The sequence below is a fragment of the Variovorax sp. Soil_C_12 genome (genome assembly GCF_057657375.1).
On record NZ_JBDGIO010000007.1, the window covers coordinates 53,669 to 78,675 of the forward strand.

Here is a 25,007-nt window from a genome sequence, read left to right on the forward strand (position 1 = left end):
GTCTCCTGAATGGAATGTGTAGTTAGAGAACGGAAACCATGCCGCCATCTACGTAGATGATCTGGCCGCTGACGTAGTTGGAAGCGTTGGACGCCAGGAACATGGCCACGCCCACCAGTTCCTCGGGGCGGCCCCAGCGGCCGGCCGGCGTGCGGCCCTTGACCCAGGCATCGAAGCTCGGGTTGTCGATCAGCGCCTGGTTCATGTCCGTCAGCATGTACCCAGGCCCGATGGCGTTGGCCTGGATGTTGTGGCCGGCCCATTCGGCCGTCATGGCACGCGTCAGCATCTTGATGCCGCCCTTGGCCACGGTGTAGGGCGCGACGGTCGCACGCGCGAGTTCGCTGGTGAGCGAGCCGATGTTGATGACCTTGCCGCGGCCGCGCGGGATCATGCGGCGGGCCGCTTCGCGTCCAACCACGAAGGCGCTGGTCAGATTGGTCTCGATCACGCGGCGCCAGTCTTCCGTGGCAAGCTCGACCATGGGCTTGCGGAACTGCACGCCGGCGTTGTTCACGAGGATGTCGACCTCGATGCCCGCCGCGTCCAACTGGTCGAACGCGCCGACCACTGCGCCCTCGTTGCAGACGTCGAAGGCGTACGCCTCGACCGCGTAGCCCTTGCCGCGCAGCGCAGCGGCCGAATCGGTCAGCCGTGCCGCATCGATGCCATTGAGCACGATCCGTGCGCCGGCGGCGGCAAGGCCCTCGGCGATGGCGAAGCCCAGGCCGCGCGAGGAACCCGTGACGAGCGCCGTGCGGCCCGTCAGATCGAAGAGTTGAATGGACATGGTCTGTGTTCCTAGGGCGTTTGAAGCGTTCCGTCGGCCAGGCGCGTTTGCGTCCATGTGGTCACGACCTTCTCGCACGGGTACTTGCGGGCTTCCTCTTCATCGATATCGACGCCGAGGCCGGGCTTGTCGTTCGCGTAGACATAGCCGTTCTCGAAAGCCGGCAGGCCTGGAAAGACGTCGAGCAGCGCGTCGCGCGGCCCCTTGAGTTCCTGGATGACGAAGTTAGGGGGTTCAGTGCCCGACCATTCCTGCACGCCGAAGTTGCGCGCCGCCAGGTCGATGTGGATGTTGGCAGCGTGGCCGAGCGGTGACATGTCGCCTGGGCCGTGCCATGCGGTCCGCACGCCGAACTGCTCGGCAAAGAGCTGCAGTTTCCTGCCCGGGGTGATGCCGCCGATCTGGCTCAGATGGACGCGGATGTAGTCGATCAGCTGGTCGGTGATCAGCGTCTTCCATTCAGACGGGTTGTTGAACAGCTCGCCTTGGGCGAGCGGGATGCGGGTGTTGTCTCGCAGTTGACGCAGCCACCGGCCGTCTTCGAGCGCAATTGCATCCTCGAGGAAGAACAGATCGAATCGCTCCATCTCGCAGGCGAACTGGATCGCCTCGATCGGCTTCAGCCGCTCGTGCACGTCGTGGCACAGCGAAACATCGAAGCCCACCTTCGCCCGGATGCCTTCGAACAGCTTGATCGTGTCGCGCATGTACGTCTTGCCGTCCAGGTAGATGCCATCCGCCGCGCCCCTCGGCGCCGTCGCGGGGGCCGGTCCGAAGGCACCGCCGCCGTAGCCGCCGCTCTGGCAGCGGATGTGGGTGATGCCCTGTTCCCGATACTTCTGGATGTTGTCGCAGAGCTCGGCCAGGTCCCGGCCGTCAGCATGTCGGTAGATCGGCACGCCTTCGCGGCACTTGCCCCCGAACAGCTGGTACAGGGGCATGTTGGCCATCTTCCCCTTGATGTCCCACAGCGCCATGTCGACGCCCGAGATGGCGTTGTTCTCGATCGGTCCGTTGCGCCAGTAGGCGTTCTGGTGCATCAGCTGCCACAGCTCCTCGATCGCGCTCACGTCACGACCGATCAGCAAGGGCCGCAGGTATTCCTCGACCAGACATTGCACGGCCAGATGCCGATAGGAGAAGGTCGCGCAGCCGAGCCCGTACAGCCCGGGCTGGTTGGTTTCCACCTTGACGACAAGGAGGTTGATCCCCTCCGGGGCCGTGAGGATGACTTTGACGTCGGAGATCAGGGCTGCCATGGCGCGAAGAATACTGTGATATTTCACGAAAGTTCTTCGTGTTTACCCTATTGCCGGGCGCCCTGCCGCTTCTGCACTCTTCCATTCGAGACAACACCGTAATCGTTGCGGAAGTTGTTGAATATCAGGCTATGCTTCTGTATGGATCGTGCGCTTAGCACGGCCCCTTCAGATCACAAGCCGTATGCCTTCAACCCACCGTCCGCGACCGCGGCTGACCGCAAAGAGCGCTTCGGCCCAGGACACACCTCGCCGTCGAAGCCCGGTGAGCCTTTCCGATCTGGCCTATGCGCGCATTGAAGAACTGCTTGTTTGCTGCGAGCTCAAACCCGGCCGGTTCCTGGCCACGCATGAACTGCAGGGCATGGTCGGCTATGGCCGTACGCCGGTGCTTCAGGCCGTCAACCGGCTCGCAGCCGACACGCTGGTGCACGTGACGCCACGGCATGGCTTGCAGATCGCGCCCGTCGACCTCACGCGCGATCGCCTGCTTCTGCGTCTTCGCCGCGATATGGAGCGTTTCGTGATCCGGTTGGCTACCGAAAGGTCCGGCTCCTCACAGCGCAATCAGATGCTGCACCTCAAGCGCCAGTTGGCCGAACACAGGGACGGCATGACGCTGGAGCAGTTCAACGTGGTGGACCGGCGCATCGACCAGCTCTTTCTTGCCGCCGCGGGAGAACCTTTCGTCGAGAGCACGCTGCGGCCACTGCACACCATCTTCCGTCGCATCGGCTGGATCTACCACACGCACGCGCAGCGGGGAGCCAACCTGATGGACACGGTGGACGCGCACATTGCCGTCCTTGATGCAGTCGCCACTGGCAATGTTGACGATGCGATTGCTGCATCCGATCGCCTGGTGGACTTTGTCGAAGGGATGTTCGAAGTGCTGGAGCGTGAAGTCGAGCCAGCACTTCTGGACTGCAGGCTTGGCGAACTGGACGAGACATTCTTGCGGCCCGATTCCACGCTTGACCCTAGTTAAGTTAAGCCGCGCTGGAATGCTGCTGGCCCAGACGCGCCGCGCCTACGCCAAGCGCGGCGCGCGAGCGCGCAAGCAGCGCGCGCTCACCGAGGATCCGCTGCAGGCGGTGCTGGCGACCTGCGACGACACCCTGCGCGGAAAACGCGATCGCGCCCTCCTCCTGTTCGCATGGGCCACCGGCGGGCGGCGGCGCTCCGAGGTCGCCTCGGCCACGCTCGAGAACCTTCAGCGCATGGGCGGAGACAGTGGCCGCTCCTACCTCTACACGCTCACGCACTCCAAGACCAACCAGGCCGGCGCCGAGCGTCCCGAGGACGTGAAACCCCTGGTGGGCAGCGCGGCTGCGGCCATGCAGGAGTGGCTCGTCGCCAGCGGCATCCAGGAAGGCGCCCTCTTCCGCCGCATTCGCAAGGGGGGGCATCTCGGCGAGCCACTCGCGCCAGCGGCCGTGCGCGACATCGTGAAGGAGCGATGCGCGATGGCGGGGGTCGAGGGGAAGTTCTCTGCGCACTCGCTCAGGGCCGGGTTCGTGACGGAAGCCGGCCGGCAGAACATGTCGCTGCCCGAGACGATGGCCATGACCGGTCATCACAGCGTCGCGACCGTGATGGGCTACTTCCGCGCCGAGAGCGCGCTGGGCAGCAAGGTCAGCCGGATGCTCGACAACGATTGACTTGCTCTCTATCAGGCCGCGCAAGCTGTTCAGAAGCACGCCTCCTTCTACCGCGCGTTTGGCGATCAATGGAACGCTGGTCTGTGTCCGCGCGTTGGCACCCTGATATGTGCCTGGGTCGTTCTTTATTGCGAGGAGCAAAGCATCGATTTGGACCGTCGATGTCGCCCATTTGGCACATGTTTATTGATGAGTTTTCATAGAATTGCGGGCCTACTTTGAAGAGACAGGGAGGAACGAAGGTGCCAATGAAATTGCTCGCGCGGCTCTGTGCTGCTGAGGGTGGTCCGACCGAGGTGTTCGACCAAGACGATATTGAGAAGCTCGCAGTGCTGAGGTCCGCAGCCTTGGTCGAGGCAGACATCCCTCCGTTGCTCGTCGAAGATGGATGTTGCCGGTACACAGGACCCGCGATCCTTCTCAAGGTGACTAACGAAGGCCGCGCTGCAGCCAGGACTCAAGCGCGACTTGCGTCCGCAGCCTAGCCGTGTCCGTGCACGGCGGCCCAGCTATTGCGCGAGCCGGGTGCGATCAACGAAACGACTTCCATGTCAGCGCCCTTTCTTACTAACGTTCGCAACGGGGTACTACCACTACGCCGCACCCCGGGCTTCCCAAGAAATTCACAGTCCCCATGTCCAAGATCGACTTGCCCGCACAGGCAGCTGCGGTTCGTAGCACCCTTTCTACCCATGGGATTCACCCCGCGTTGGCAATGCTCAATGGCAGGACGCAGTACCGATATACGGCCATCTACAAGTTGAGCGGCGGTGCGCTGCGGGCAGAGCATGTCTTTGACCGCGCCTCTGAATACCGCACCTGGTTGAAGGCCGTTCCCTTGGAGAAGAGCTTTTGCCAGCACGCGATCGAGCAGGGCGAGTTCGCGACCAGTCATGTCTCGAAGGACAAGTCTCTGATCAGCTACCGCCCGTATGTTGGCCTCGTCGAGTCGTACTATGGGCGGCTGCTCAGACGCGATTCCGGAACACCTTACGGCACATTCATCCATTTCGATCTAGAGCCCCGCAGCATCGAGGCGGAGGAAGTCAAGCTTCTCCAGGAAGTGACCCCTTATTTCCTCGACTATCTCGACTGAGTTGCTTGTCCGACGACGCGATGCGCATAGAGGGCAGCCCATCCGCGAACACGATGCAGCTGTGGGTATTCGGGGCCGATGCGCTGGCGGCGCGCGTCAGAATCTCGCGCAGGCGTCCTGTGGGCGGTGGGGTCGAGCTCGAATTGGGTTGCGGTCGGGCAACGCGAACGCCAAGCACGAGCTTGCAGGCTATCGATAGGCCCAGCCTGAATCCTGGGCCGGCGGCGCGCGGTCATCGACATTGCGTGCTCGGTCGGTTTCAAGGATGCGGCCCACTTCAGCCGGATGAAAAAAGCCCACTACGGAGGGAGCTCGCGGGATTTCCGGAAACTCGCTTGGGACGTCCCTGGGCGATCGCCAGCGAGTTCGGTCCTTCATGCAACGTGATGCTGACAGTCAAGCTGCCCGTCTCCTGCGTGAAGGGGAGCTCTACGAAGCGCTGCTCGAAGTTGATCGAATGGGTCACCGAGTGCGCGGTTCTCGAAGGCAGACTTGGCATAGGAATGACCTTACACGTGCTTGTCCATAAGGGCCATGGCGCGCAGGCAGCAGGATCGTCTTGCCGTCGAAGTAAACCCCCCCTTTGCTGCAGGTCCCGTCCGCGGTGGCGTCGTCGAGGACAGGGAGCACTGCGGCTGGAAAAGTTTCGAGCAGCGGCCCCCGATTTGCAGGGCAGATGCGATCGCTCTTTTCCGCGTGCGGCACACTACTCAAAGGTGCCGCCAAAGCTGAGGGCAGCGTTCAGCTGGGCTTCACGAGCGACGCCTAGAGTCGCGGCCATGTGACCGATCCCGCGACTTGGCCGCCTTCCCGCATGAAGGCATTCGACCTGCTTTTCTTTCACTGGATGGCTGCGGGTTTCGAACCCCGCCCGTGGCCGGTGCCATCGCGGTCGGCGGACCCTGGCTGTGCGCGCCTTGCTGGGCTGGATGGCCTGGCGCCAGCCCTCGCAGCGCGGCTACCTGATGGCCGTCCTGGGCTTCGCGACGCTCGCCGCGGTACTGGCCTATTCCATCGCGGCGGCCCTGAACCTGCCGCGCCCCTTCATGCTGGGCCTGAGCCCCGCCTACATCGCGCACGGCGCGTTGGTGCCCCGGGTTCCCGTCCAACGCGCCGACGATGTCCTTGGCGGCATGACCCCACCATTTGAATCGCTCTCCTTAATGGCTCACCCACCGCGCCGGCGCACCCTGACTTACTCCATCACGACGTGGGTATGCGGGCGCGGATGGAGTTTGTCTTTTTCGGGCCGTGGATCCACCGACTGGTTGATCGGCGCTCGCACAGCCGTATCGCTCGTTCTCTCAGGACACCAGTTCCCGGATCAGCTCCGACACGGCGACGAACAAATCCGCTTCCAGCCCATAGTCCGCCACGCTGAAGATCGGCGCTTCCGGTTCCTTGTTGATCGCCACGATCACCTTTGAATCCTTCATGCCGGCCAGGTGCTGGATGCGCCGGAGATGCCGCAGGCCACGTACAGTTGCGGAGCGACGATCTTGCCGGTCTGGCCGACCTGCAGGTCGTTGGGCGCGTAGCCCGCATCCACTGCCGCGCGGCTCGCACCGATCGCGGCACCGAGCGCGTCGGCCAGCGGCGTCAGCACCTCCTGGAACTTCTCCGAAGAACCGAGCGCGCGGCCACCGGAGACGATGATCTTTGCCGCGGTGAGCTCCGGGCGGTCGTTCTTGGCGATCTCCTGGCCAAGGAACTTCGACTTGCCATTGTCAGCCGGCGCGCTCGCGTTCTCGACGGAAGCGCTGCCGCCGCTCGTGGCGGCGGGATTGAAGGCCGTCGTGCGCACCGTGATCACCTTCACCTTGTCCGCGCTCTGCACGGTGGCGATCGCGTTGCCGGCATAGATCGGGCGCTCGAACGTGTCGGCGGCGTCGACCTTCGTGATGTCGGAGATCTGGGCAACATCGAGCTTTGCGGCCACGCGCGGAGCGATGTTCTTGCCGCTGGCGGTGGCGGGGAGCAGGATGTGCGAGTAGTTGCCGGCCATGGCCAGCACCTGCGCGGCGACGTTCTCCGCCAAGCCGTGCTCGAAGCCCGGCGCGTCGGCGTGGATCACCTTGGCCACGCCCGCGATCTGCGCAGCGGCCTTGGCGGCATTCCCGGCATTTCCACCCGCAACCAGCACGTGCACTTCGCCACCCCAAGCGGCCGCCGCCGTCACGGTGTTGAGCGTCGCGGCCCTGATGGATTTGTTGTCGTGTTCAGCAATGACGAGAGCAGCCATCTCAGATCACCTTCGCTTCGGTCTTGAGCTTTTGAACCAGAGTGGCCACGTCGGGCACCTTCACACCGGCGCCGCGCTTCGGCGGCTCGGTGACCTTCAGGGTCTTCAGGCGCGGCTTGATGTCCACGCGCAGGTCCTCGGGCTTGACGGTGTCCAGCTGCTTCTTCTTCGCCTTCATGATGTTGGGCAGCGTCACGTAGCGCGGCTCATTGAGGCGCAGGTCGGTCGTGACCACCGCCGGCAGCGTGATCTCCAACGTCTCCAGGCCGCCGTCGACTTCGCGGGTCACCTTGGCCTTGCCGCCTGCGACTTCCACCTTGGAGGCAAAGGTCGCTTGCGGCAGGTCGGCCAGCGCACCGAGCATCTGGCCGGTCTGGTTGCAGTCGTCGTCGATCGCCTGCTTGCCCAGGATCACCAGGCCCGGCTGCTCCTTGTCAACGAGCGCCTTGAGCAGCTTGGCGACCGCCAGCGGCTCCAGCTGTTCGTCGGTCTGCACGAGGATCGCGCGATCGGCCCCGATCGCCATGGCGGTGCGCAGGGTCTGCTGGCACTGCTGCACGCCGCAGGACACGGCGATCACTTCGGTCGCGACCCCCTTCTCTTTCAGGCGCACCGCTTCTTCCACGGCGATCTCGTCGAACGGGTTCATGCTCATCTTGACGTTCGCGATCTCCACGCCCGTGTTGTCCGACTTCACGCGGACCTTCACGTTGTAGTCGACGACACGCTTCACAGGTACAAGGATCTTCATGAGCGAGGACGATAAGCAATCCGGCCCCCGCGGTCCAATTCCGATTCGACGCTTGCCTATCTGGTTTCGCTATAGTGGCCCGCGGCTGCGGACCAGTTCGATGAAGCGATGCGCCGCGGGACTTTCGTTCCCGCTTTGCCACGCCAGCGCCAACGTGGTTTCGCTTCCATGATTGCCGCCCTGGATGTCGAGATACGCAAACTTCGCGCCCTATTACGATCAGATGCGCATCGGGACGCTGCGCTTGATGAAGGATCGCAACCTGAAGAAGGCCTGCACCCTTTACCAGGACGATGAATATGGCCTGGAGGTCGTTCGTGGCGCCGAAGCCGGGCTGAAACTGCTCAACCTCGAGCTCGTCGAAAGACCTCTTTCAAGCGCGGCGCGACGGACTTCTCGTCCCAAGTGGCCCGGATGATAGCGGCGGGGTGTGAGCTGGTGGTGCTGGGCACCATCATCCGGGAGTCCGTGGGCACCATCAACGAAGCGCGCAAGATTGGCTTCACCCCGGTGTTCCTCGCTTCCGCCGGTGCCTACACCGACCTGATCCCCAAGCTGGCGGCAAGAACATGGACGGCCTGTACGCGACCATGACGGCGCAGCATCCGTACCTGGACGAAGCCACCCAGCAGATTCGCTTTTGGGCGAACAAGTACAAGACGCGGTTCAATGAGGAGCCCAGCGTGATGGCGGCCTATGGCTATATCGCGGGGGATACTTTCATTCGCGCGGCTCAAAAAGCCGGTCCGCATTTGACGACTGACAGCTTCGTGAAGGCAATGGACAGCCTCACGGTCCCGCGCGACATCTTCGGTTCCGCCGAGGGCACCTACAGCCCCACCAAACACCTGGGCAAGTCCCTATTCGCGCCTGTCCCAGATCCAGGACGGCCGCTGGAAGGTGGTATCCGACTACGTGGCCTTCAACGGCCTCAAGATGGTCCCGCAGAAAGATGGACGCTTCCAGGTCGTTTCCGAATTCTTCAACGACTGAGCGCCCGCTGCTGGCCCGAGTCTCGAGAATAAGCCGCCCGTGCATCGGGCGCCTTTTTCTTTGTGCGTAGCCAACTGCCGCAAGACGGTCTCGCTCGCCATCCCTACGATGCCTTCACGACGAATTGACGCGAGGCGTTTGCGAAGAATCATGGCCATTGTTGAATCGACCCTTTCGACGACCAGCGAGGCGTTCGCCCGCAATCGCGAAGGCATGCTGGGCACGCTCGAGCGCATCCGCGCCCTGGAGCAACGAACGCGCACGGCCTCCGATGCGTCGCGCGATCGTTTCGAAAAGCGCGGGCAGCTATTGCCACGAGAACGAATCGCATTGCTGCTGGACCCCGGTCGCTCCTTTCTGGAGCTCTCGACTTTGGCCGGCTATTGCCTGGACCGCCCCGATCCGGAGAAGAGCGTGCCGGGCGGCGGCGTCATCGCCGGCATCGGCTACGTGTCGGGCACCCGCTGCATGATCAGCGCTTCCGATTCCGGCATCGACGCGGGAGCCCTGCAACCCATGGGATTGGACAAGCAGCTGCGCGCCCAGGAACTGGCGCTGGAGAACAAGCTTCCCTACGTGCAGCTGGTCGAAAGCGCGGGCGCCAACCTGATGACCTACCGCGTCGAGGAGTTCGTGCGCGGTGGCAACCTGTTTCGCAACCTGGCACGCTTGTCCGCAGCCGGCCTGCCGGTGGTGACCGTGACACACGGCAGCTCGACGGCGGGCGGCGCCTATCAAACCGGCTTGTCGGACTACATCGTGATGGTGCGCGGCCGCTCGCGGGCTTTCCTGGCAGGTCCGCCCTTGCTGAAGGCCGCGACGGGCGAGATCGCGTCGGAGGAAGAGCTCGGCGGCGCCGAGATGCACACCGGCATCTCCGGCCTGGGCGACTACCTGGCCGAGGATGATCGCGATGCGCTTCGCCTGGCCCGTGAAATCATAGGCAACATCGACTGGAATGGTCAGTTGCCGCTGGAGCCCACGCGCACCGTGCGCCCACCGCGCTACGCCGCCGACGAACTGCTGGGCATCATGCCCGCGGATCACAAGCGCCCCGTCGACATGCGCGAGGTCATCGCGCGCATTGTCGATGACTCGGACTTCCTCGAGTTCGGCCAACGCTACGGCGGGGCAACGGTGTGCGGCAACGCGCGCATCGACGGAATGCCCGTGGGCATCGTCACCAACAACGGCCCCATCGATCCGGCGGGCGCCAACAAGGCCACGCACTTCATCCAGGCCTGCTGCCAGGCGCGCACCCCCATCCTCTACCTGCAGAACACGACCGGGTACATGGTGGGGCGCGCCTACGAGGAGGCCGGGATGATCAAGCATGGCTCGAAGATGATCCAGGCCGTGACCAATGCCACCGTGCCGCAGTTCACGATCCATTGCGGCGCCTCCTTCGGCGCCGGCAATTACGGGATGTGCGGCCGCGGCTTCCACCCTCGCTTCTGTTTCTCCTGGCCCAACGCGAAAACCGCCGTGATGGGCGGCGAGCAGGCCGCCCGCACCATGGGCATCGTCCAGGAGGCGGCGGCCGAACGCAAGGGTGTGCCGGTCGATCGCGTGCAGCTCGAAGCGCTGGAGGCCAAGATCGTCGAGAACTTCGACCGGCAGATGAGCGTGTTCGCGACCAGCGCCCGCCTTCTTGACGACGGGGTGATCGACCCCCGACACACCCGCGCCGTGCTCGCCAACGTGCTGTCCATCTGCCGAGACGCAGAACGGCGCCAGCCGCAGACCATGCAATTCGCCGTGGCCCGTCCCTGACATTTCCCCGCGCCATGACCAAGAAGACACCTTTCACCAAACTGCTCGTCGCCAACCGGGGCGAGATCGCGGTGCGCGTGATGCGCAGCGCCAAGGCCATGGGCTACCACACGGTGGCCGTGCATTCCACCGCCGATGCCGCCGCCCGTCACGTGCTGACGGCTGACGAATCCATTTGCATCGGCGGCCCCTTGCCAGCCGAGTCCTACCTGCGAATCGACGCGATTCTTGACGCTGCACGGCGCTGCGGCGCCGACGCGATCCACCCGGGCTACGGCTTCCTGGCCGAGAACGAGGACTTCGCGCAGGCCTGCATCGATGCGGGATTCGTCTTCGTGGGTCCATCGCCCAAGGCGATCCTTGCCATGGGCCACAAGGCGGGCGCCAAGCGCCTGATGATGGAAGCCGGCGTGCCCTGCATCCCGGGATACCAGGGCGATAACCAGGACGAACAGCACCTGCTGTCACAGGCTTCTCGCGTGGGCTTTCCCTTGATGATCAAGGCAACGGCCGGCGGCGGGGGCCGCGGCATGCGATTGGTCGCGCAGGCCAGCGAATTCCTGGAACTCCTCAGGAGCGCGAAATCCGAGGCGCGGGGCGCTTTCGGCGATGACGAGGTCCTGCTGGAACGCGCGATCCTCGAGCCGCGCCACATCGAAATCCAGATCATGGCGGACCGCCACGGTAACGTCGTTCACCTGGGCGAGCGCGACTGTTCGGTCCAGCGGCGTCACCAGAAGGTGATCGAGGAGGCGCCCTCCCCCGCGGTCGGCCCCGAGCTGCGCGCGCGGATGGGCGCCGCCGCCGTGCAAGCGGCGAAGACCATCGCCTACGAAGGTGCGGGCACGCTGGAATTCCTGCTGGACCGCGAGGGCCAGTTCTATTTCATGGAGATGAACACGCGGCTGCAGGTGGAGCATCCCGTCACGGAAGCGATCACAGGCCTCGACCTGGTCGCGCTTCAATTGCGCGTCGCGAGCGGCGAGCCTCTCGGGTTGACGCAGGAGCAGGTCCGCTTCCAAGGACATGCGATCGAAGTGCGGCTGTGCGCCGAGGACGTGGCGGCGGGGTTCATGCCGCAGAGCGGTCACATGGCACTCTGGCAGCCGTCCTGCGCGTTGCGGGTGGAGCACGGGCTCAACCGCAGCTCGGACATCCCGCCCTTCTACGACTCGATGGTTGCCAAGCTGATCGCGCATGGTGAAACACGCGATGAGGCGCGGCGAAGGCTGCTTCACGGCCTCGCGGACACCGTGGCGCTGGGCGTGGTGACCAACCAGGCGTTTCTTTCCCGCTGCCTGCGTCATCCCGTGTTCGCCGCGGGCGCCGCCACCACGGCATTCATCGGCCAGCATCAGGATGCGTTGATCGCGGCGCCCACTGACGACGCGCACGAAGCGCTCGCCCTGGCCGCGGCATTGCTGCATGCCGAAAGCGGCAACGCCATCCGGCATTCGTTCTCTACCCCTTTGCGCCTGAAGATGGGCACGGACACAACGAGCGTGCTGTTGGCGAACGAAGCGGGGCACGGGTGCATCGTGCGCATCGGCGATCGGGAATTCGCCTTGCAGTTGCTGGAAGTGGGCGAGCACGACGCGCGCGTCGTCTGCAACGGCGTGGCCCGCCGGGCGGCGCTCCACCGCGACGGCGCCGCGATCGCGCTGCATTACCTGGGCCAGCCGTGGCGCATCGAAGACCTCACCCGCGAGGCCATCGTGCGCCACTCCCAGAGCGGCGGCGACGGCAAGCTGCGGGCCTCGATGAACGGCCGTGTGGTCGCCCTGGCCGTCGCCGTGGGTGATGCGGTCACCGCAGGCAAGCCCATGGTCATCCTGGAAGCGATGAAGATGGAGCATGTCCATGCGGCACCCGCGACAGGCCGCGTGAGCGCCCTTCATGTGAGCGTCGGCGACCAGGTCGGCGCCCATCGCGTCATCGCCGAGATCGAGGCCACTGCATGACACCCCATTCCCCAAAGGATCTCTTTTGCTAGTCGATATTGATTTCACCGATCACCATGTCTTCGTGTTCGGCGGCACCACCGGAATCAACCTGGGGGTCGCAGAGGCCTTCGCCCGGCGCGGGGCATCCGTCACCGTGGCCAGCCGCAAGCCCGAGAACGTACAAACTGCCCGCGAGCGGCTGTCCGGCCTGGGGGCGGCCGCGCATGGTGTCTGCGCCGATGTGCGGGACTTCGACGCCGTAGGACGCGCCTTTGCCGAGGCCGTCGATCGATTCGGGCCGATCGACGTGCTCGTCTCGGGCGCCGCCGGCAACTTCCTGTGCGAGGCCAAGGACATGTCCCCCAACGGGTTCAAGGTCGTGATCGACATCGACCTGGTGGGCAGCTTCCACGTCCTGCGCCAGGCGCATGCTCATCTGCGCAAGCCGGGCGCCGCCGTCATCAACATTACCGCGCCGCAATCGTATGTTCCCATGCGCTACCAGGCGCATGCCTGCGCCGCCAAGGCCGGGGTCGACCAGCTGATGCGAGTCCTCGCCACTGAGTGGGGCGGCGAAGGCATTCGCGTGAATTCGATATCGCCGGGCCCGATCGAGGGCACGGAAGGGTTCGACCGCCTGATCGCGCCGACGCCGGCGGATCGCGCGGCAGCGGCCGCCGCTGTGCCGCTCCAACGCTTCGGGCAGCCGGAAGACATCGCCAACCTCGCCTTGTTCCTGGCTTCGCCTTTTGCCGACTACATCTCCGGCGCGCTCATTCCCTGCGATGGGGGCGGTGCGCTCGAAAGCGTCAAGGCCTCATTGGAAGCGGCCGGACGGGCCACGGTGGCGCACAAGCAGCACTAGTACGGATTCTTGCCTCGCTTGCCGGCGTGCGTGCTTGGTGGCAGCATGCGCCATGGAAGTTCGCAGCCAGCCGCGGCCGCAGGACGACACCCGCCGGGTGATGTGGATAGACGCCGACCGGGTTCTTTATGCTGGACTGCTGGGCAAGCCATCTCTGCGCGTACTTGGTGCGCACGTGACCTATGTGGGACTCGACGCACCGATTGAGCTCTCGCTGGATGGCGGGCCATGGCGGCGCATGGTGTTGGGAACGGTTGGCCCTTACGTGCCGCACCAGGTGCGTTGCGAAGCACGGCGGGTTGGGGTCATACTGGTTGAGCCTGAGCTGGTTGCGGTGGATGCATTGCCCGCTTGGCCCACGGGCGATCCATCCGCCGCGGCTTCGGCCTTTGTTGAACGCCTGAGGAGTGTCTGCGCTCACCTCGGCACGACGTCCGCGCCAAAGTTGGCACGTTTCGATTTCGACGCGGAAATATTCGGCGCGACCTTGGCTCACCGCGTCCTGGACGCCCGCATCCTGAGCGTCATCGATGCGATCAAATTCGATCCTTGCGGCCAAACGTCTGGACAAGCCTGCGCACAGAGCGTGCACTTGTCCTTGTCGCGCTTCGTGCACCTGTTCAAGTCTGAAGTTGGGGTGCCCTTCCGCCGCTATCGCTCCTGGCGGCGCGCGCGACATCTCTTGCATCACGCAAACAGCGACTCCTCGCTCGTCAATATCGCACTGGCCGCCGGCTACCCCGACTCAACCCACTTCAGCCATTCGATTCGTCAAGCCTTCGGCTTGACGCCACGAGACATCCTGGCCGGCTCGAGACGGCTTGCGGTGCACGCCGCAACGCACGCGAGCTAGCGCCTACAGGGCGGCCGCGACGGTCACACCTTCCGAAATCGCGCGCGTCGCATCGAGTTCAGCGGCATGGCGGGCCCCGCCGATCAGGCTGACCTCGATGCCTTGCGACTGCAAGTCGCCCAGAAGGGTGCGTTGAGACTCCTGCCCCGCGCACACCACAATGGTGTCGACCGCCAGCGTGCGCGCCTCGCCGCGCACCCGCACATGCAGCCCTGCATCGTCGATGCGCTCGTAAGTCACCCCAGCGAGCAGATGAACGCCGCGGCGCGCCATCAAGGCTCGGCGAATCCACCCGGTCGTCTTGGCCAACCCTTTGCCGAGGGTCTCGTCCTTGCGCTGCAGCAACCACACCTCGCGCGGCGACCAGGGCGCGGCGGGAGGCACCAGTCCGCCGCGGTGACTCACGCTCTTGTCGATACCCCAGGCGGCGCAGAAGCGCTCCACATCGTTGTCGCCCGGCACCTCTTCGTGCGTGAGCAGTTCGGCCACGTCGAAGCCGATGCCGCCGGCACCGACGATGGCTACGCGGGCTCCGGCGGCGCGGCGTCCCGCGATCACATCGGCATAGGTGGCCACCATGGGGTGCTCGATACCCGGGATGTCGGGAAGCCGGGGCGTGGCGCCTGTTGCCAACACCACATGATCGAATTTGCCTGTTCGCAACTGAGCGACATCTACTACGCGCCCAAGCTGGACCTGCACACCCGCGCGTTTCAGGCGCGTGCCGAAGTGCTGTACGGTTGCCTCGTACTCCTCTTTGCCAGGTACACGGCTGGCGAGGTTGAACTGCCCGCCGAGAGAGGGCGCCGCTTCGAACAGAGTCACGTCGTGCCCGCGCTCGCCGGCTGTCGCGGCGCATGCAAGGCCGCCGGGCCCCGCGCCGACCACTGCAATGCGGCGCGGCCGGGTTGTCGTCTCGATCACAAGTTCCGTTTCCCGGCAGGCGGCCGGGTTCACCATGCAGCCGGTCAGTCGGCCCGAGAAGGCTTCGTCCAGGCAGCCCTGATTGCAAGCGATGCAAGTGTTGATCCCGCCTGCATTCCCGTCGCGCGCCTTTTGCACGAAGTCTGGGTCCGCCAGCAGCGGGCGGGCCATCGAGACCAGGTCGGCATCGCCGCGTGCAAGGATCTCTTCCGCGAGCGCGGGGTCGTTGATCCGGTTGCTGGCCACGACTGGCACGCGCAAGACCGACTTCAACCGCGCTGTAAGCGAAACGAACGCCGCTCTGGGCACGACAGTGGCAATGGTGGGAATCCGCGCCTCGTGCCAGCCGACGTAGGGGTTAATGATGGACACGCCCTCGGCTTCGACGGCACGGGCGAGCATCACCACCTCATCCCACGTACTGCCGCCCTCGACCAGGTCCAGCATCGACAGGCGGTAGATGATGATGAAACCCGGCTGTGTTGCCTTCTTGACCCGGCGCACGGCTTCAATGGCGAAACGCATCCGCTTCTCTGCGGTTCCGCCCCACTCGTCGGTGCGGTGGTTGGTCCGCGGCGCTACGAACTGGTTGATGAGGTAGCCCTCGGCGCCCATCACCTCCACCCCGTCGTAGCCAACGCTCTGGGCCAGTTGCGCGGCGCGCGCATAGTCATCCAGGGTTCGTTCGATGTCCTCAATGCTCATTTCGCGCGGCGTGGCGGGAGAGATCGGGGATTTCAAGGCCGATGGCGCGACACCTTGCGCATGCCGAGCGTAACGGCCGGCATGCAGCAGTTGCATCGCGATCAGCGCGCCGTGGGCGTGCACGGCCTGCGTGATTTCGCGGTGGGGCGCCGCGTCCTCCGGTGTGGCCAACGTGCGCATACCTTCCCAGGTGTTGCCTTCCACATTGGGCGACAGGCCGCCAACGACGATCAGTGCGGCGCCACCGCGGGCCCGGGCCGCATAGAAAGCGGCCATCCGGCGAAAGCCGTCGGGGGTTTCTTCCAGGCCCGTGTGCATGGAGCCCATCAGCACCCGGCATCGCAGCTCAGGCGTCCCGGGCGCGGCATGAGGCAGTTTCAAAGGCGAAAGGAGGGTCGGATAGAGGGAGGATGTCATGGCCCCGAGGATGCACGGCAGACCCCTGCCCGTCTTGCGGCGATTGGCTGTCCCCTCTCAGGGCGCGATGTAGTCGGTGACCGGCATCCACTTGCCGTTCTTCAGCTGCGAAAGGCGGATCGCCTCGGAGCCGAGGTGCTTCGTCCTGGAGAAGGTCATCGTGTCGAAGCCAAGCTTGTCACCCGGGAAGCTGCTGCTTTCCATCGCCTGGATGAAGCCTTTCGTAGTGAGGTTGGGGCCCGCTTTTTCAGCGGCCTTGATCGTCCAGTCCATCATCGCGTAGCCCATCACCGCGAACTGCCCCGGTTCTTCCTTGTATTTGGCGACATAGGCCGCGTACCAGTCGCGCGCGGCCTGGGACCCTTCGTCGGCATACGGCTGCGTCGCCGAATGGGAGGCGTACAGGCCCTCGGTCACGGCACCACCGAGCTTGGGGAGCAGGTGGCTGTAGGCAGCGGAGGCGGTGACGAACTGCGGGGCGAATCCGCTCTTCCTGGCTACGCTCATCGTGCCTACCGTCTCGCGCAATGTCGTGCCGAGAATGACGGTGTCGCAGTTCGCCGCCTTCAGGCGAGCCACCTGCAAGGAAAAGTCGGGGGCGCCTCGCTTGTACGTGGTGCGCTAGGCAACGGTCTTGCCCACCTGCTTCATCCCGGAATCCACACCAGACATCAACTCGGAACCGAGGTCGTCGTCCTGCACCAGTGAGCATCACTTCCGGTCCGCCTTGGTCGCATTCAAGGACTTGACAATGGCGCTTCCCTGCTGGAAGTACGGCACCGCGAGGGCGAATTTCATCTCCGGCGGGTCGTACAGGCCTCGTGCGGATCCCAGCGGGAACAGGTTGATCACGCCCGCATTCATGAACACCTGCTGAGTGGTCTGGTTCCCATGGAACCTGCGACCGCGAAGATCTTGTCGCTCTGAGCCAGCTTTTGCGCCGCCAGCATCGCCTTCTTGGTGTCGTAGCCCGAGTCTTCCGCCAGCAGACGGATCTTCTTGCGGCCGTTCACGCCACCGGCGGCGTTCAATTCCTCGAGCCGCATGTTCATGCCGTTGAGGGCTTCCTTGCTGTAAGCGGCAAGCGGCCCCGAGAGGTCCTGGATCGTGCCGATCAGGATCTCGTTCCTGGTGACTCCCTAGTCGCCGAAACTGCACAGCGGCAGGACGGCGAGGCCGAGCATCGCGAGCCTTTGAATGCCTTGCGTCCTCATGCTTGTCTCCTTGTTGAATCTCGTTGGTGGTGCGATTCACTGTAGGCAGTCCGAACCGGACTGGCTTGCGCCGACTGCCTACCTCGACCGCCCGCCACAGCGAGAAAACGCAAGACCGCAGCTCACGGCGCCGTGAACAATGAACCCTTTCCTTTCGGGCCCGAACCATGACTCTCCTCGAAGCACCGCCGCAGACCCTCACCGGCACGCTCGCGCAGGCCGCCCGCAAGCGGGGCTCGGCCACCTTCCTCATCGACGGTGACGTGGGGCTGAGCTATGCCGAACTCGAAGCCGCGTCGGTACGGCTCGCCGCCGGGCTCGGGCGCCTGGGTATCGGGCGGGGAGACCGCGTCGCCCTGCTTTCGCTGAACCGACCCGAATGGGTCGTGCTGTTCTTCGCGTGTGCACGCATCGGTGCCGTCGCCGTCGGCATGAGCCCGCGTTACCGGGCCGCGGAACTGGGCTACATCCTGCGCGACAGCCAGGTGAAGGCGGTCGCGACCATCGACAGCCACGAAGGTTGCGATTTCCGGGCACTTTTCGAGCAGCTGGCCGCCGATGCACCCTCACTTGAACACCTGATTCTCTTGCCCGGCGCGGCGGCCGGCGGCCAAGCCGGACGCCTGCGGCACACCCCGTACGCCCAGCTGGACGCGCCTTCGCCTTCCGGGGAGTTGAGTTCGATCGAAGCATCCCTGGGTGCAAGCGATCCGGCAATGGTGATCTACACGTCCGGAACCACCGGCAGGCCCAAGGGGGCGTGCCTGACCCACGGCAGCATGCTGGCTTCGGCCGCCGCCCAGGCCGCCCATATCAAAGTCACCCAGGACGATCTCCTGCCGTTGCCCTTGCCGCTGAATCACGTCGGCGGCATCACGTGCGGCGTGCTCGCCTTGCTGCTGGGGGGAGGACGCATCGCCCTGCTGCCCGAATTCAAGCCCGCGACCATGCTGGAGTGCGTCAGGCGTCACCGCCCGACCTTGCTCGCGGGCGTGCCGACGATCATGACGCTGATCCTCATGCACTCGCAAGGCGGGGACGTCGACTTCTCGAGCGTCCGCCTCGCGTTCATCGGCGGCTCCTCGGTGGAGCCCTCGCTGCTGGAGCAGATGCGCCAGCGCATGCCCGGTGCCACACTCATGAACCTGTACGGACTGTCGGAAACGTCCGGAGCCATCGTGCTCACCCCCTGGGACACGAGCGACGAGGACCTGGTGGGCAGCATCGGCGCCCCGATCGGCAATGCGGAACTGCGCGTGGTGCTGCCCGGCAGTGACCAGGACGTGGCCGCGGGCGAGGTAGGGGAAATCTGTTTTCGCGGCTGCGGCGTCGTCGCCAGCTACGTCGGAGCTGCGCACACCGGCGAAGCCTTCCTGCCGGGCGGCTGGCTGCGCACCGGCGATCTCGGCCGGGTCGACGCACGAGGCGTCATCACGCTGTGCGGGCGGGCCAAGGACATGTACATCCAGGGTGGATTCAACGTCTATCCTGCGGAGGTGGAGGCACACATCGCGCGGCACCGCGACGTGCTGATGGTGGCCGGCATCGGCGTGCCCGATCCGGTGCTGGGGGAGATCGGCCACTACTTCGTTGTCCGCAGACCGGGCGCGCAGGTCACCGAGGATGCGCTGCGCGCCTGGTGTGCCGATGAGCTTTCCGACTACAAGGTTCCGCGTCGCATCGAGTTCCGGGACGAGCTGCCGCTCACGCCCGCAGGCAAGATCCACAAAGCCGCGCTGCGCGAGGCGCAGCACGGCGCGGGCACCCGCTGAGCAATCTAGGGGCACTTCGCTGCAAACTCGGGCAAACCCGGATCAAGCAAGCGGAGGTTAGCCAGCTTACGCAAGAACCGGGCGGGCGCTGCAGCCTATCCTTACGGCTCGAACCTGCGGATGGCGGGCCCTGAATGGCAAATAGAAGATCGGAAGCGATGTGCGATTCCGACCTCCTGGAGACTTTGATGACCTTCTCGAACGACGTGTTCGTGCCCCGCCGCTGCAGCAGCGCAGAGCGGATGATGTGGATCACGCCGGACCGCATCTTTTATGCCGGCCTGCTCGGAGCACCCGCGCTGCACACGAAGGGCGCCATCATCGTCTACATCGCCATCGAAGGCCGGCTGAAGGTGCGCATCGCTGGCGGTGATTGGCAATCTGCAGAAGTCGCAGTGGTCCAGCCCTTCGTGCCTTACGAAGTCGCATGCGAAGGACGCCACGCGCTGGACATCCTGATCGAGCCCGAGACCGTGAACTTGGACCGCCTTCCGCCGCTCTTGCGCGCGTGCGGTGCCGTCGACGCGCCCGAGTTCGCCGCTCGCGTGCGAGCCACGCATCAGCAGATGGTGCGCGCCGGGAGCACGCTGGACCTGCGCCCGGCGGACTTCGACAACATCTTTTTCGGCCAGCCGCTGCCGTCGCGCGCGCTGGACACCCGCATCGCCGCGGTCCTCGAAAGCATCAAGAACAACCCCTCGACGGTTGCCGCGGCGGAGCAGTGCGCCACGCAGGCGCGGCTCTCGTTCTCGCGGTTCTTGCACCTTTTCAAGGAACAGGTCGGCGCCCCCTTCCGCAGCGTACGCACCTGGAAACGCGCACGCAGCCTGCTGCACCACGTGAACAGCGACAGCCGCCTGGTGTACGTGGCGCTGGACATCGGCTATCCGGACTCCACGCATTTCAGCCACTCGATCCGGCAGACCTATGGGCTGAAGCCGAAGGACATCTTCGCCGGCTCCCGCAAGCTGCGAATCATCACGCAGCAGCCCGTTAGCTCCGCGACGATGCCGAACTAGCCAGTTCGCGCAAGACGCATTCGCCGGCCCCGGCGACGATGCAGTCCATGATTGACGACCTTCGCGGCAACACCGCGGTGCTCCCATGAAAGACCTGGCTGCAGACCTGCTCGCCGAATACCGGGCGTTGTCCAACCTGTGCGCAGAGCTCACGCCCGAGCAATGGCGCGCGAAAACCGATTTTTACGGCTGGACGCCATGGGACGAGATCGCGCACCTGCTTTACTTCGACGAAACGGGGCTGCAGTCGGTGCACGATGCGGCACGCTTCGAAGCGGACAAGAGGGCTCTGAGCAGCGAACTCGCGACCGGCCAGGAGATGAGCGCCATCGCCCGGCGCCGGTACGGCCACCTGGACGGCCCGGCGCTGCTCGCGACCTGGCGCCAGCGGCACGAGGCGCTCGTTCAGGCTCTGACGGGAATGGACCCCAAAGCGCGTCTGTCTTGGTACGGCCCAACGATGAGCGCCCGTTCCTTCGCGACCGCACGGCTCATGGAAACCTGGGCGCATGGCCAGGACGTCTGGGACATGCTGGGCCGCGAGCGTCCGCCCGGCCCCGGGCTGCGGCACATCACGCACCTGGGCGTCACGACCTATGGCTGGACCTTCGGCAATCGCAAGCTGCCGGTGCCCCAGCCCATGCCGTTCCTGGAGCTGCAAGCGCCGGACGGCAGCAACTGGACCTGGGGCGAGCCGTCGGCGCAGCACTACGTCCGGGGACCGGCACTGGACTTCGCGCTGCTGGTGACACAGCGCCGCAATCGCGCGGACACGCTGCTGCAATGGGCGGGCGATTCCGCCGATCAATGGACGCGGATGGCGCAGTGCTTCGCCGGCGAACCCGCCGACGGACCCGCACCGGGTGCCCGTGCCACTCGCGAGTGAACCTGCCGACTCCGGCGAAGGGTCCGAGCTGACGCTGGGCCTGGCGCCCCGCATCGCGCCGATGCTGGCCCGGCGCACGGATGGCCTCGCCGAGCGGACGCCGGCGGATCTCACGTTCGGAAATCTCTGGATGTTCCGCGGCGCGCACCACTGGCGATGGCATGACGGCAAGTGGCCATGCATCAGCGGGCTCGCCTACGATGGCCAGCGTCTCGCACTTCCCTTGTTTGACGTGCGCGAGGCGTCCCTCGACGAGCTGAGCGCCATCGTGAGCCGACATGGTGGGCTCTTCCCTCTATCCGAGCGCGAGGCTGAAGCACTGGCGTCTTCGCCTTTCGAACTCAAGGCCTGCCGGGATGACGCGGACTACATCTACCCGGCGGAGCAGTTTCGTGTCTACCGCGGCCGGGCGCTGCAGAAAAAAGCCAACCTGATGGCACAGCTGCGGACAGCGCATCGACTGGAAGTCGAGCTGTATGGCGCCCACTTGCGCGATCAGGCTCTCGAAGTGCTGGATGGCTGGATGCGCGACAAGGGCAAGGCGCCGGGCGATGCCGACGATGCGGCCTGCCGAGACGCCCTCTCGCTCGCACCGGAACTGCGTCTGGATGGGTTCATTCACTGGGCCGACGGCGAGCCTGCCGGGTTCTTGCTGGCCGAGGAACTGCAACCCGGCGTGTGGGTGATCCGGTTCGCCAAGGGACTGGTGCGCTTCAAGGGGATCGCCCAATACATGTTCCACCACTTCGCGTGCCGGAGCGACCGGCAGGTGGACTGGCTCAATTTCGAGCAAGACCTCGGCCTGGTCAGTTTCCGCCACACCAAACTGAGCTATCGGCCGGCCATCCTGCTGCCGAAGTGGCGTCTCATGCCCCGCAACGGAAACTGATTCGCGCGCGTCACGAAAGCCATCAGCCACTTCGCGCAAGACCCTGCGCGGCACTAGGGCGGATCATTGCCGAGATAGAGCCGGACACGGCCGAAGGAATTACCCGATGAGCCAGGAGTCACCCCCCGAAGCGGAGGTTCTGCATGAACGACGGGACCGTTCGTTCTGGATCACCATCAACCGGCCCGAGAAGCGCAACGCCGTCCATGCGGGAGTGATCGCCGGCATTCGCGAAGGCTTGCGCCTGGCGCATTCCAACCCCGACGTGCGAGCCGTGATCCTCACAGCCGCCGGCGAGAAGGCATTTTGCGCAGGTGGTGATCTGCAGCCCGGAAAAGCATTTGCGTTCGACTTTTCGCGCCCGAGCGTCGACTATGCGGACCTGCTGCGCGAAGCGCAGAACGCGACGTTGCCCATCGTGGTCCGGGTGAACGGGACCTGCATGGCGGGGGGCATGGGGCTGCTGTGCATGGCGGACATGGCAGTGGCAGCCGACCACGCTCTCTTCGGCTTGCCTGAGGTGAAGCTAGGCCTCTTCCCGATGCAGGTCCTCAGCCTGCTCCAGGACCTGGTGCCGCGGCGCATCGTCCGCGAGTGGGCCTTGACGGGAGAACCCTTCTCCGCGGAAGAAGCACTGCGGGTGGGACTGGTCAACCACGTCGTTCCGGCCGCGGATCTCGACTCGAAGACGCAATGGCTGATCGACCGGCTCGTGGACATGTCGCCCACCGCGATTCGCCGCGGCAAGTACGCGATGCGCGCGATCTCCGCGATGTCTTTCGATCAGGCGATCGCCTATACCGAAAGCCAGATCGCCGTGATGCCGATGACCGAGGACGCGCGCGAGGGCATGGCAGCGTTCAACGAAAAGCGCAAGCCGGTGTGGACCGGACGCTGACGAAGTGGCTTTCGAACCCTCTTCCAAAGTGCAGGAACTGCAGCGCCGCCTCACGGCGTTCATGGACGAATACGTCCACCCCAACGAGAAACGACTGTACGAGGAAGCGGAGGAGCTCGGCCCCTGGAAGGTCTATCCGGTCATCGAGGACCTCAAGCCCAGGGCGCGCTCCGCGGGCCTTTGGAACCTGTTCCTGCCCGAATCGGAACACGGGGGAGGACTGACCAACCTGGAGTATGCGCCGCTGTGCGAGATCATGGGCCGCTCGTTCCTCGCGCCGGAGGTGTTACTGCTCGGCGCCGGACACCGGGAACATGGAAGTGCTGGCCCGCTACGGGACGCCCGAGCACCAGGACCGATGGCTCAAGCCCCTCCTCGCAGGCGAGATCCGCTCGTGCTTCGCGATGACGCAGCCCAAGGTGGCTTCCAGTGAAGCGACCAACATCGAGTCCTCCATCGTTCGCGACGGCGACGACTACGTGATCAACGGGCACAAGTGGTACACGACCAATGCCACCGACCCGCGCTGCGAGATCGCGATCTTCATGGGAAAGACCGACCCCGGCAACGCGGATCGGCACCAGCAGCAATCCATGATCCTGGTGCCCATGAAAACGCCGGGCGTCAAGGTGCTGCGCCCGCTTCCGGTGTTCGGCTACTACGGCGTGCCGGACCGCGCCTCCGAAGTGCTCTTCGAGGATGTTCGCGTGCCGGCTTCCAATATGCTGCTGGGCGAAGGTCGCGGATTCGAGATCGCCCAAGGCCGGCTCGGGCCGGGACGCATCCACCACTGCATGCGCCAGATCGGCCTGGCCGAGCGCGCGCTGGAAGACATGTGCCGGCGCTCGCTAGCGCGGGTTGCATTCGGCAAGCCGGTCGCGCAGCAAGGTGTGACCGTCGAGCGAATCGCCCAGGCGCGCATCATGATCGAGCAGGCGCGCCTCCTGACCTTGAACGCTGCCGACCGCATGGACTCGGTGGGCAACAAGTTGGCGAAAGTGGAGATCGCGATGATCAAGGTCGCCGTCCCCGGCATGGCGGCCCAGGTGATCGACTGGGCCATCCAGGCGCATGGCGGCGGGGGCACCAGCAACGACTTCATCCTGGCGCGCGGCTACGCCATGTCGCGGGTGCTGCGCCTGGCCGACGGCCCGGACGAAGTGCACCGCAACCAGATCGGCAAGCTGGAATTGCAGAAATACCGGACGTCGGCGTAGAGAAGAAGACCCGCCATGGGTTTTGGGCGGACTGGTCGCGGCCACTGCGCGCAAGACCTGCTCCGCGAGCCGTTGCACCATTGGGCAATGGACGACATAGCTTCCCTGCTTGCCAACAACCGTGCGTGGGCCGATCGCATGGTCTCCTGCGATCCGCACTACTTCGAGCGTTTGGCGAAGCTCCAGACGCCGCGCTATCTCTGGATCGGCTGCTCGGACAGCCGCGTCCCGGCCAACCAGATCATCGGCCTCGCTCCCGGTGAGGTTTTCGTGCACCGGAACGTGGCCAACCTTGTTGTGCATACCGACCTCAACTGTCTGTCGGTCGTGCAGTTCGCCGTGGACGAGCTGAAGGTCAGCCACGTGGTGGTGGTCGGGCATTACGGCTGCGGCGGCGTGAAAGCCGTGCTTGGCGCTCGCAGTGTGGGCCTCGCCGACCACTGGTTGAGGCACCTCGAAGACTTGCGTCAGGTTCACCATCGCCGCTTGGGGAAGCTTTCCGACGACGATGCGCGTGCGGACAAGCTGTCCGAGCTCAACGTCGTCGAGCAGGTTTGCCACGTGGCGCAGCTGCCGACTCTGAAAGCAGCATGGGCCCGGGGCCAGGCGATTGCCGTGCATGGGCTCGTGTATGGCGTGGGCGACGGCATTCTTCGCCACCTCGGCGCGACCGTCGAAGGCACGGTCGATCTTCGCGAGTGGCGTCGCAAGGCACTGCTGGAGCTGTGGCGCACTTCGCGGGCTACTGCTGAGCTGCATAGCCATTCTGCGCAAGACCCCGTCCACCGATCGGTGGAATCATGCACGCCACATCCTTTTGCGCCATGAAAACAATCCACG

At 65.0% G+C, this 25,007-nt stretch carries 18 protein-coding genes and 5 pseudogenes; 15 read left to right on the top strand and 8 right to left on the bottom strand.

Annotation, left to right across the window (positions count from 1 at the left end; translation table 11 throughout):
• Positions 1 to 22: 22 nt before the first annotated feature.
• A complete protein-coding gene (locus tag AC3A6X_RS19555; RefSeq protein ID WP_487843757.1) occupies positions 23 to 790 on the bottom strand; it encodes an SDR family oxidoreductase in 768 nt (255 codons plus the stop codon).
• 11 nt (positions 791 to 801) lie between these two features.
• On the bottom strand, positions 802 to 2,049 hold the full coding sequence (locus AC3A6X_RS19560) for an enolase C-terminal domain-like protein (protein WP_487844074.1): 1,248 nt from the start codon (positions 2,047 to 2,049) through the stop codon (positions 802 to 804).
• Positions 2,050 to 2,314: 265 nt separating this feature from the next.
• Between AC3A6X_RS19560 and AC3A6X_RS19565 the strand changes: the two genes are divergently transcribed.
• The 3 genes and pseudogenes from AC3A6X_RS19565 to AC3A6X_RS19575 all read left to right on the top strand — a co-directional run bounded on the left by AC3A6X_RS19565 (position 2,315) and on the right by AC3A6X_RS19575 (position 4,806).
• Complete coding sequence (locus AC3A6X_RS19565; protein ID WP_487843758.1) at positions 2,315 to 3,037, top strand: GntR family transcriptional regulator; 723 nt, start codon at positions 2,315 to 2,317, stop codon at positions 3,035 to 3,037.
• A gap of 19 nt (positions 3,038 to 3,056) precedes the next feature.
• Positions 3,057 to 3,710 (top strand): annotated as a pseudogene (locus AC3A6X_RS19570) (site-specific integrase); the annotation flags it as partial.
• Between the two features lie 634 nt (positions 3,711 to 4,344).
• On the top strand, positions 4,345 to 4,806 hold the full coding sequence (locus AC3A6X_RS19575; protein ID WP_487843759.1) for a hypothetical protein: 462 nt from the start codon (positions 4,345 to 4,347) through the stop codon (positions 4,804 to 4,806).
• A 1,304-nt stretch (positions 4,807 to 6,110) separates the two neighbouring features.
• On the opposite strand, the pseudogene AC3A6X_RS19580 reads toward AC3A6X_RS19575, so the two are convergent.
• Both AC3A6X_RS19580 and AC3A6X_RS19585 read right to left on the bottom strand, forming a co-directional pair.
• Positions 6,111 to 7,048, bottom strand: a pseudogene (locus AC3A6X_RS19580) (electron transfer flavoprotein subunit alpha/FixB family protein).
• A gap of 1 nt (position 7,049) precedes the next feature.
• Positions 7,050 to 7,799 (bottom strand): electron transfer flavoprotein subunit beta/FixA family protein, encoded by a 750-nt coding sequence (locus tag AC3A6X_RS19585; protein WP_487843760.1) that lies wholly within the window; start codon positions 7,797 to 7,799, stop codon positions 7,050 to 7,052.
• Between the two features lie 190 nt (positions 7,800 to 7,989).
• Here AC3A6X_RS19585 and AC3A6X_RS19590 point away from each other — a divergent pair.
• The 5 genes and pseudogenes from AC3A6X_RS19590 to AC3A6X_RS19610 all read left to right on the top strand — a co-directional run.
• A pseudogene (locus tag AC3A6X_RS19590) lies at positions 7,990 to 8,792 on the top strand (ABC transporter substrate-binding protein); the annotation flags it as partial.
• Between the two features lie 150 nt (positions 8,793 to 8,942).
• Positions 8,943 to 10,565 carry an acyl-CoA carboxylase subunit beta gene (locus tag AC3A6X_RS19595; RefSeq protein ID WP_487843761.1) on the top strand — a complete coding sequence of 541 codons (1,623 nt, stop codon included), beginning with the start codon at positions 8,943 to 8,945 and terminating at the stop codon, positions 10,563 to 10,565.
• Between the two features lie 14 nt (positions 10,566 to 10,579).
• Positions 10,580 to 12,526: an acetyl/propionyl/methylcrotonyl-CoA carboxylase subunit alpha gene (locus AC3A6X_RS19600; protein WP_487843762.1), complete on the top strand. Its 1,947-nt coding sequence runs from the start codon at positions 10,580 to 10,582 to the stop codon at positions 12,524 to 12,526.
• Positions 12,527 to 12,551: 25 nt separating this feature from the next.
• The gene (locus tag AC3A6X_RS19605; RefSeq protein ID WP_487843763.1) at positions 12,552 to 13,373 is read left to right on the top strand and encodes an SDR family oxidoreductase; all 822 of its coding nucleotides are present in this window, start codon (positions 12,552 to 12,554) and stop codon (positions 13,371 to 13,373) included.
• Between the two features lie 52 nt (positions 13,374 to 13,425).
• On the top strand, positions 13,426 to 14,226 hold the full coding sequence (locus AC3A6X_RS19610) for a helix-turn-helix domain-containing protein (RefSeq protein WP_487843764.1): 801 nt from the start codon (positions 13,426 to 13,428) through the stop codon (positions 14,224 to 14,226).
• Positions 14,227 to 14,229: 3 nt separating this feature from the next.
• Here AC3A6X_RS19610 and AC3A6X_RS19615 read toward each other — a convergent pair whose 3' ends face one another.
• The 4 genes and pseudogenes from AC3A6X_RS19615 to AC3A6X_RS19630 form a co-directional block, all read right to left on the bottom strand.
• A complete protein-coding gene (locus AC3A6X_RS19615; protein ID WP_487843765.1) occupies positions 14,230 to 16,272 on the bottom strand; it encodes an oxidoreductase in 2,043 nt (680 codons plus the stop codon).
• Positions 16,273 to 16,329: 57 nt separating this feature from the next.
• Positions 16,330 to 16,875, bottom strand: a pseudogene (locus AC3A6X_RS19620) (ABC transporter substrate-binding protein); the annotation flags it as partial.
• A 108-nt stretch (positions 16,876 to 16,983) separates the two neighbouring features.
• On the bottom strand, positions 16,984 to 17,136 hold the full coding sequence (locus AC3A6X_RS19625; protein WP_487843766.1) for a hypothetical protein: 153 nt from the start codon (positions 17,134 to 17,136) through the stop codon (positions 16,984 to 16,986).
• Entirely contained in the window at positions 17,133 to 17,393 is a 261-nt protein-coding gene (locus AC3A6X_RS19630) for an ABC transporter substrate-binding protein (RefSeq protein ID WP_487844075.1), read from the bottom strand. Before AC3A6X_RS19630 ends, AC3A6X_RS19625 begins: the two co-directional genes overlap by 4 nt.
• A gap of 260 nt (positions 17,394 to 17,653) precedes the next feature.
• Between AC3A6X_RS19630 and AC3A6X_RS19635 the strand changes: the two genes are divergently transcribed.
• The 7 genes and pseudogenes from AC3A6X_RS19635 to can all read left to right on the top strand — a co-directional run bounded on the left by AC3A6X_RS19635 (position 17,654) and on the right by can (position 24,995).
• Positions 17,654 to 19,258 (top strand): AMP-binding protein, encoded by a 1,605-nt coding sequence (locus AC3A6X_RS19635; RefSeq protein ID WP_487843767.1) that lies wholly within the window; start codon positions 17,654 to 17,656, stop codon positions 19,256 to 19,258.
• A 188-nt stretch (positions 19,259 to 19,446) separates the two neighbouring features.
• Positions 19,447 to 20,277 carry a helix-turn-helix transcriptional regulator gene (locus AC3A6X_RS19640; RefSeq protein WP_487843768.1) on the top strand — a complete coding sequence of 277 codons (831 nt, stop codon included), beginning with the start codon at positions 19,447 to 19,449 and terminating at the stop codon, positions 20,275 to 20,277.
• An 85-nt stretch (positions 20,278 to 20,362) separates the two neighbouring features.
• Complete coding sequence (locus AC3A6X_RS19645) at positions 20,363 to 21,163, top strand: TIGR03084 family metal-binding protein (protein WP_487843769.1); 801 nt, start codon at positions 20,363 to 20,365, stop codon at positions 21,161 to 21,163.
• Positions 21,141 to 22,052: a phosphatidylglycerol lysyltransferase domain-containing protein gene (locus tag AC3A6X_RS19650; RefSeq protein WP_487843770.1), complete on the top strand. Its 912-nt coding sequence runs from the start codon at positions 21,141 to 21,143 to the stop codon at positions 22,050 to 22,052. The genes AC3A6X_RS19645 and AC3A6X_RS19650 overlap by 23 nt, the downstream gene beginning before the upstream one ends.
• A 106-nt stretch (positions 22,053 to 22,158) precedes the next feature.
• Positions 22,159 to 22,950 (top strand): enoyl-CoA hydratase/isomerase family protein, encoded by a 792-nt coding sequence (locus AC3A6X_RS19655; protein ID WP_487843771.1) that lies wholly within the window; start codon positions 22,159 to 22,161, stop codon positions 22,948 to 22,950.
• 4 nt (positions 22,951 to 22,954) lie between these two features.
• Positions 22,955 to 24,167, top strand: a pseudogene (locus tag AC3A6X_RS19660) (acyl-CoA dehydrogenase family protein).
• Positions 24,168 to 24,254: 87 nt separating this feature from the next.
• Entirely contained in the window at positions 24,255 to 24,995 is a 741-nt protein-coding gene (gene can, locus AC3A6X_RS19665; protein WP_487843772.1) for a carbonate dehydratase, read from the top strand.
• Positions 24,996 to 25,007: the final 12 nt, after the last annotated feature.

Bases quoted from the DNA above. Each gene is read 5' to 3' on its own strand.
- AC3A6X_RS19555 (WP_487843757.1), bottom strand. From the start codon at position 790: ATGTCCATTCAACTCTTCGATCTGACGGGCCGCACGGCGCTCGTCACG.
- AC3A6X_RS19560 (WP_487844074.1), bottom strand. From the start codon at position 2,049: ATGGCAGCCCTGATCTCCGACGTCAAAGTCATCCTCACGGCCCCGGAG.
- AC3A6X_RS19575 (WP_487843759.1), top strand. From the start codon at position 4,345: ATGTCCAAGATCGACTTGCCCGCACAGGCAGCTGCGGTTCGTAGCACC.
- AC3A6X_RS19585 (WP_487843760.1), bottom strand. From the start codon at position 7,799: ATGAAGATCCTTGTACCTGTGAAGCGTGTCGTCGACTACAACGTGAAG.
- AC3A6X_RS19595 (WP_487843761.1), top strand. From the start codon at position 8,943: ATGGCCATTGTTGAATCGACCCTTTCGACGACCAGCGAGGCGTTCGCC.
- AC3A6X_RS19600 (WP_487843762.1), top strand. From the start codon at position 10,580: ATGACCAAGAAGACACCTTTCACCAAACTGCTCGTCGCCAACCGGGGC.
- AC3A6X_RS19610 (WP_487843764.1), top strand. From the start codon at position 13,426: ATGGAAGTTCGCAGCCAGCCGCGGCCGCAGGACGACACCCGCCGGGTG.
- AC3A6X_RS19615 (WP_487843765.1), bottom strand. From the start codon at position 16,272: ATGACATCCTCCCTCTATCCGACCCTCCTTTCGCCTTTGAAACTGCCT.
- AC3A6X_RS19625 (WP_487843766.1), bottom strand. From the start codon at position 17,136: ATGAATGCGGGCGTGATCAACCTGTTCCCGCTGGGATCCGCACGAGGC.
- AC3A6X_RS19635 (WP_487843767.1), top strand. From the start codon at position 17,654: ATGACTCTCCTCGAAGCACCGCCGCAGACCCTCACCGGCACGCTCGCG.
- AC3A6X_RS19640 (WP_487843768.1), top strand. From the start codon at position 19,447: ATGACCTTCTCGAACGACGTGTTCGTGCCCCGCCGCTGCAGCAGCGCA.
- AC3A6X_RS19645 (WP_487843769.1), top strand. From the start codon at position 20,363: ATGAAAGACCTGGCTGCAGACCTGCTCGCCGAATACCGGGCGTTGTCC.
- AC3A6X_RS19655 (WP_487843771.1), top strand. From the start codon at position 22,159: ATGAGCCAGGAGTCACCCCCCGAAGCGGAGGTTCTGCATGAACGACGG.
- can (WP_487843772.1), top strand. From the start codon at position 24,255: ATGGACGACATAGCTTCCCTGCTTGCCAACAACCGTGCGTGGGCCGAT.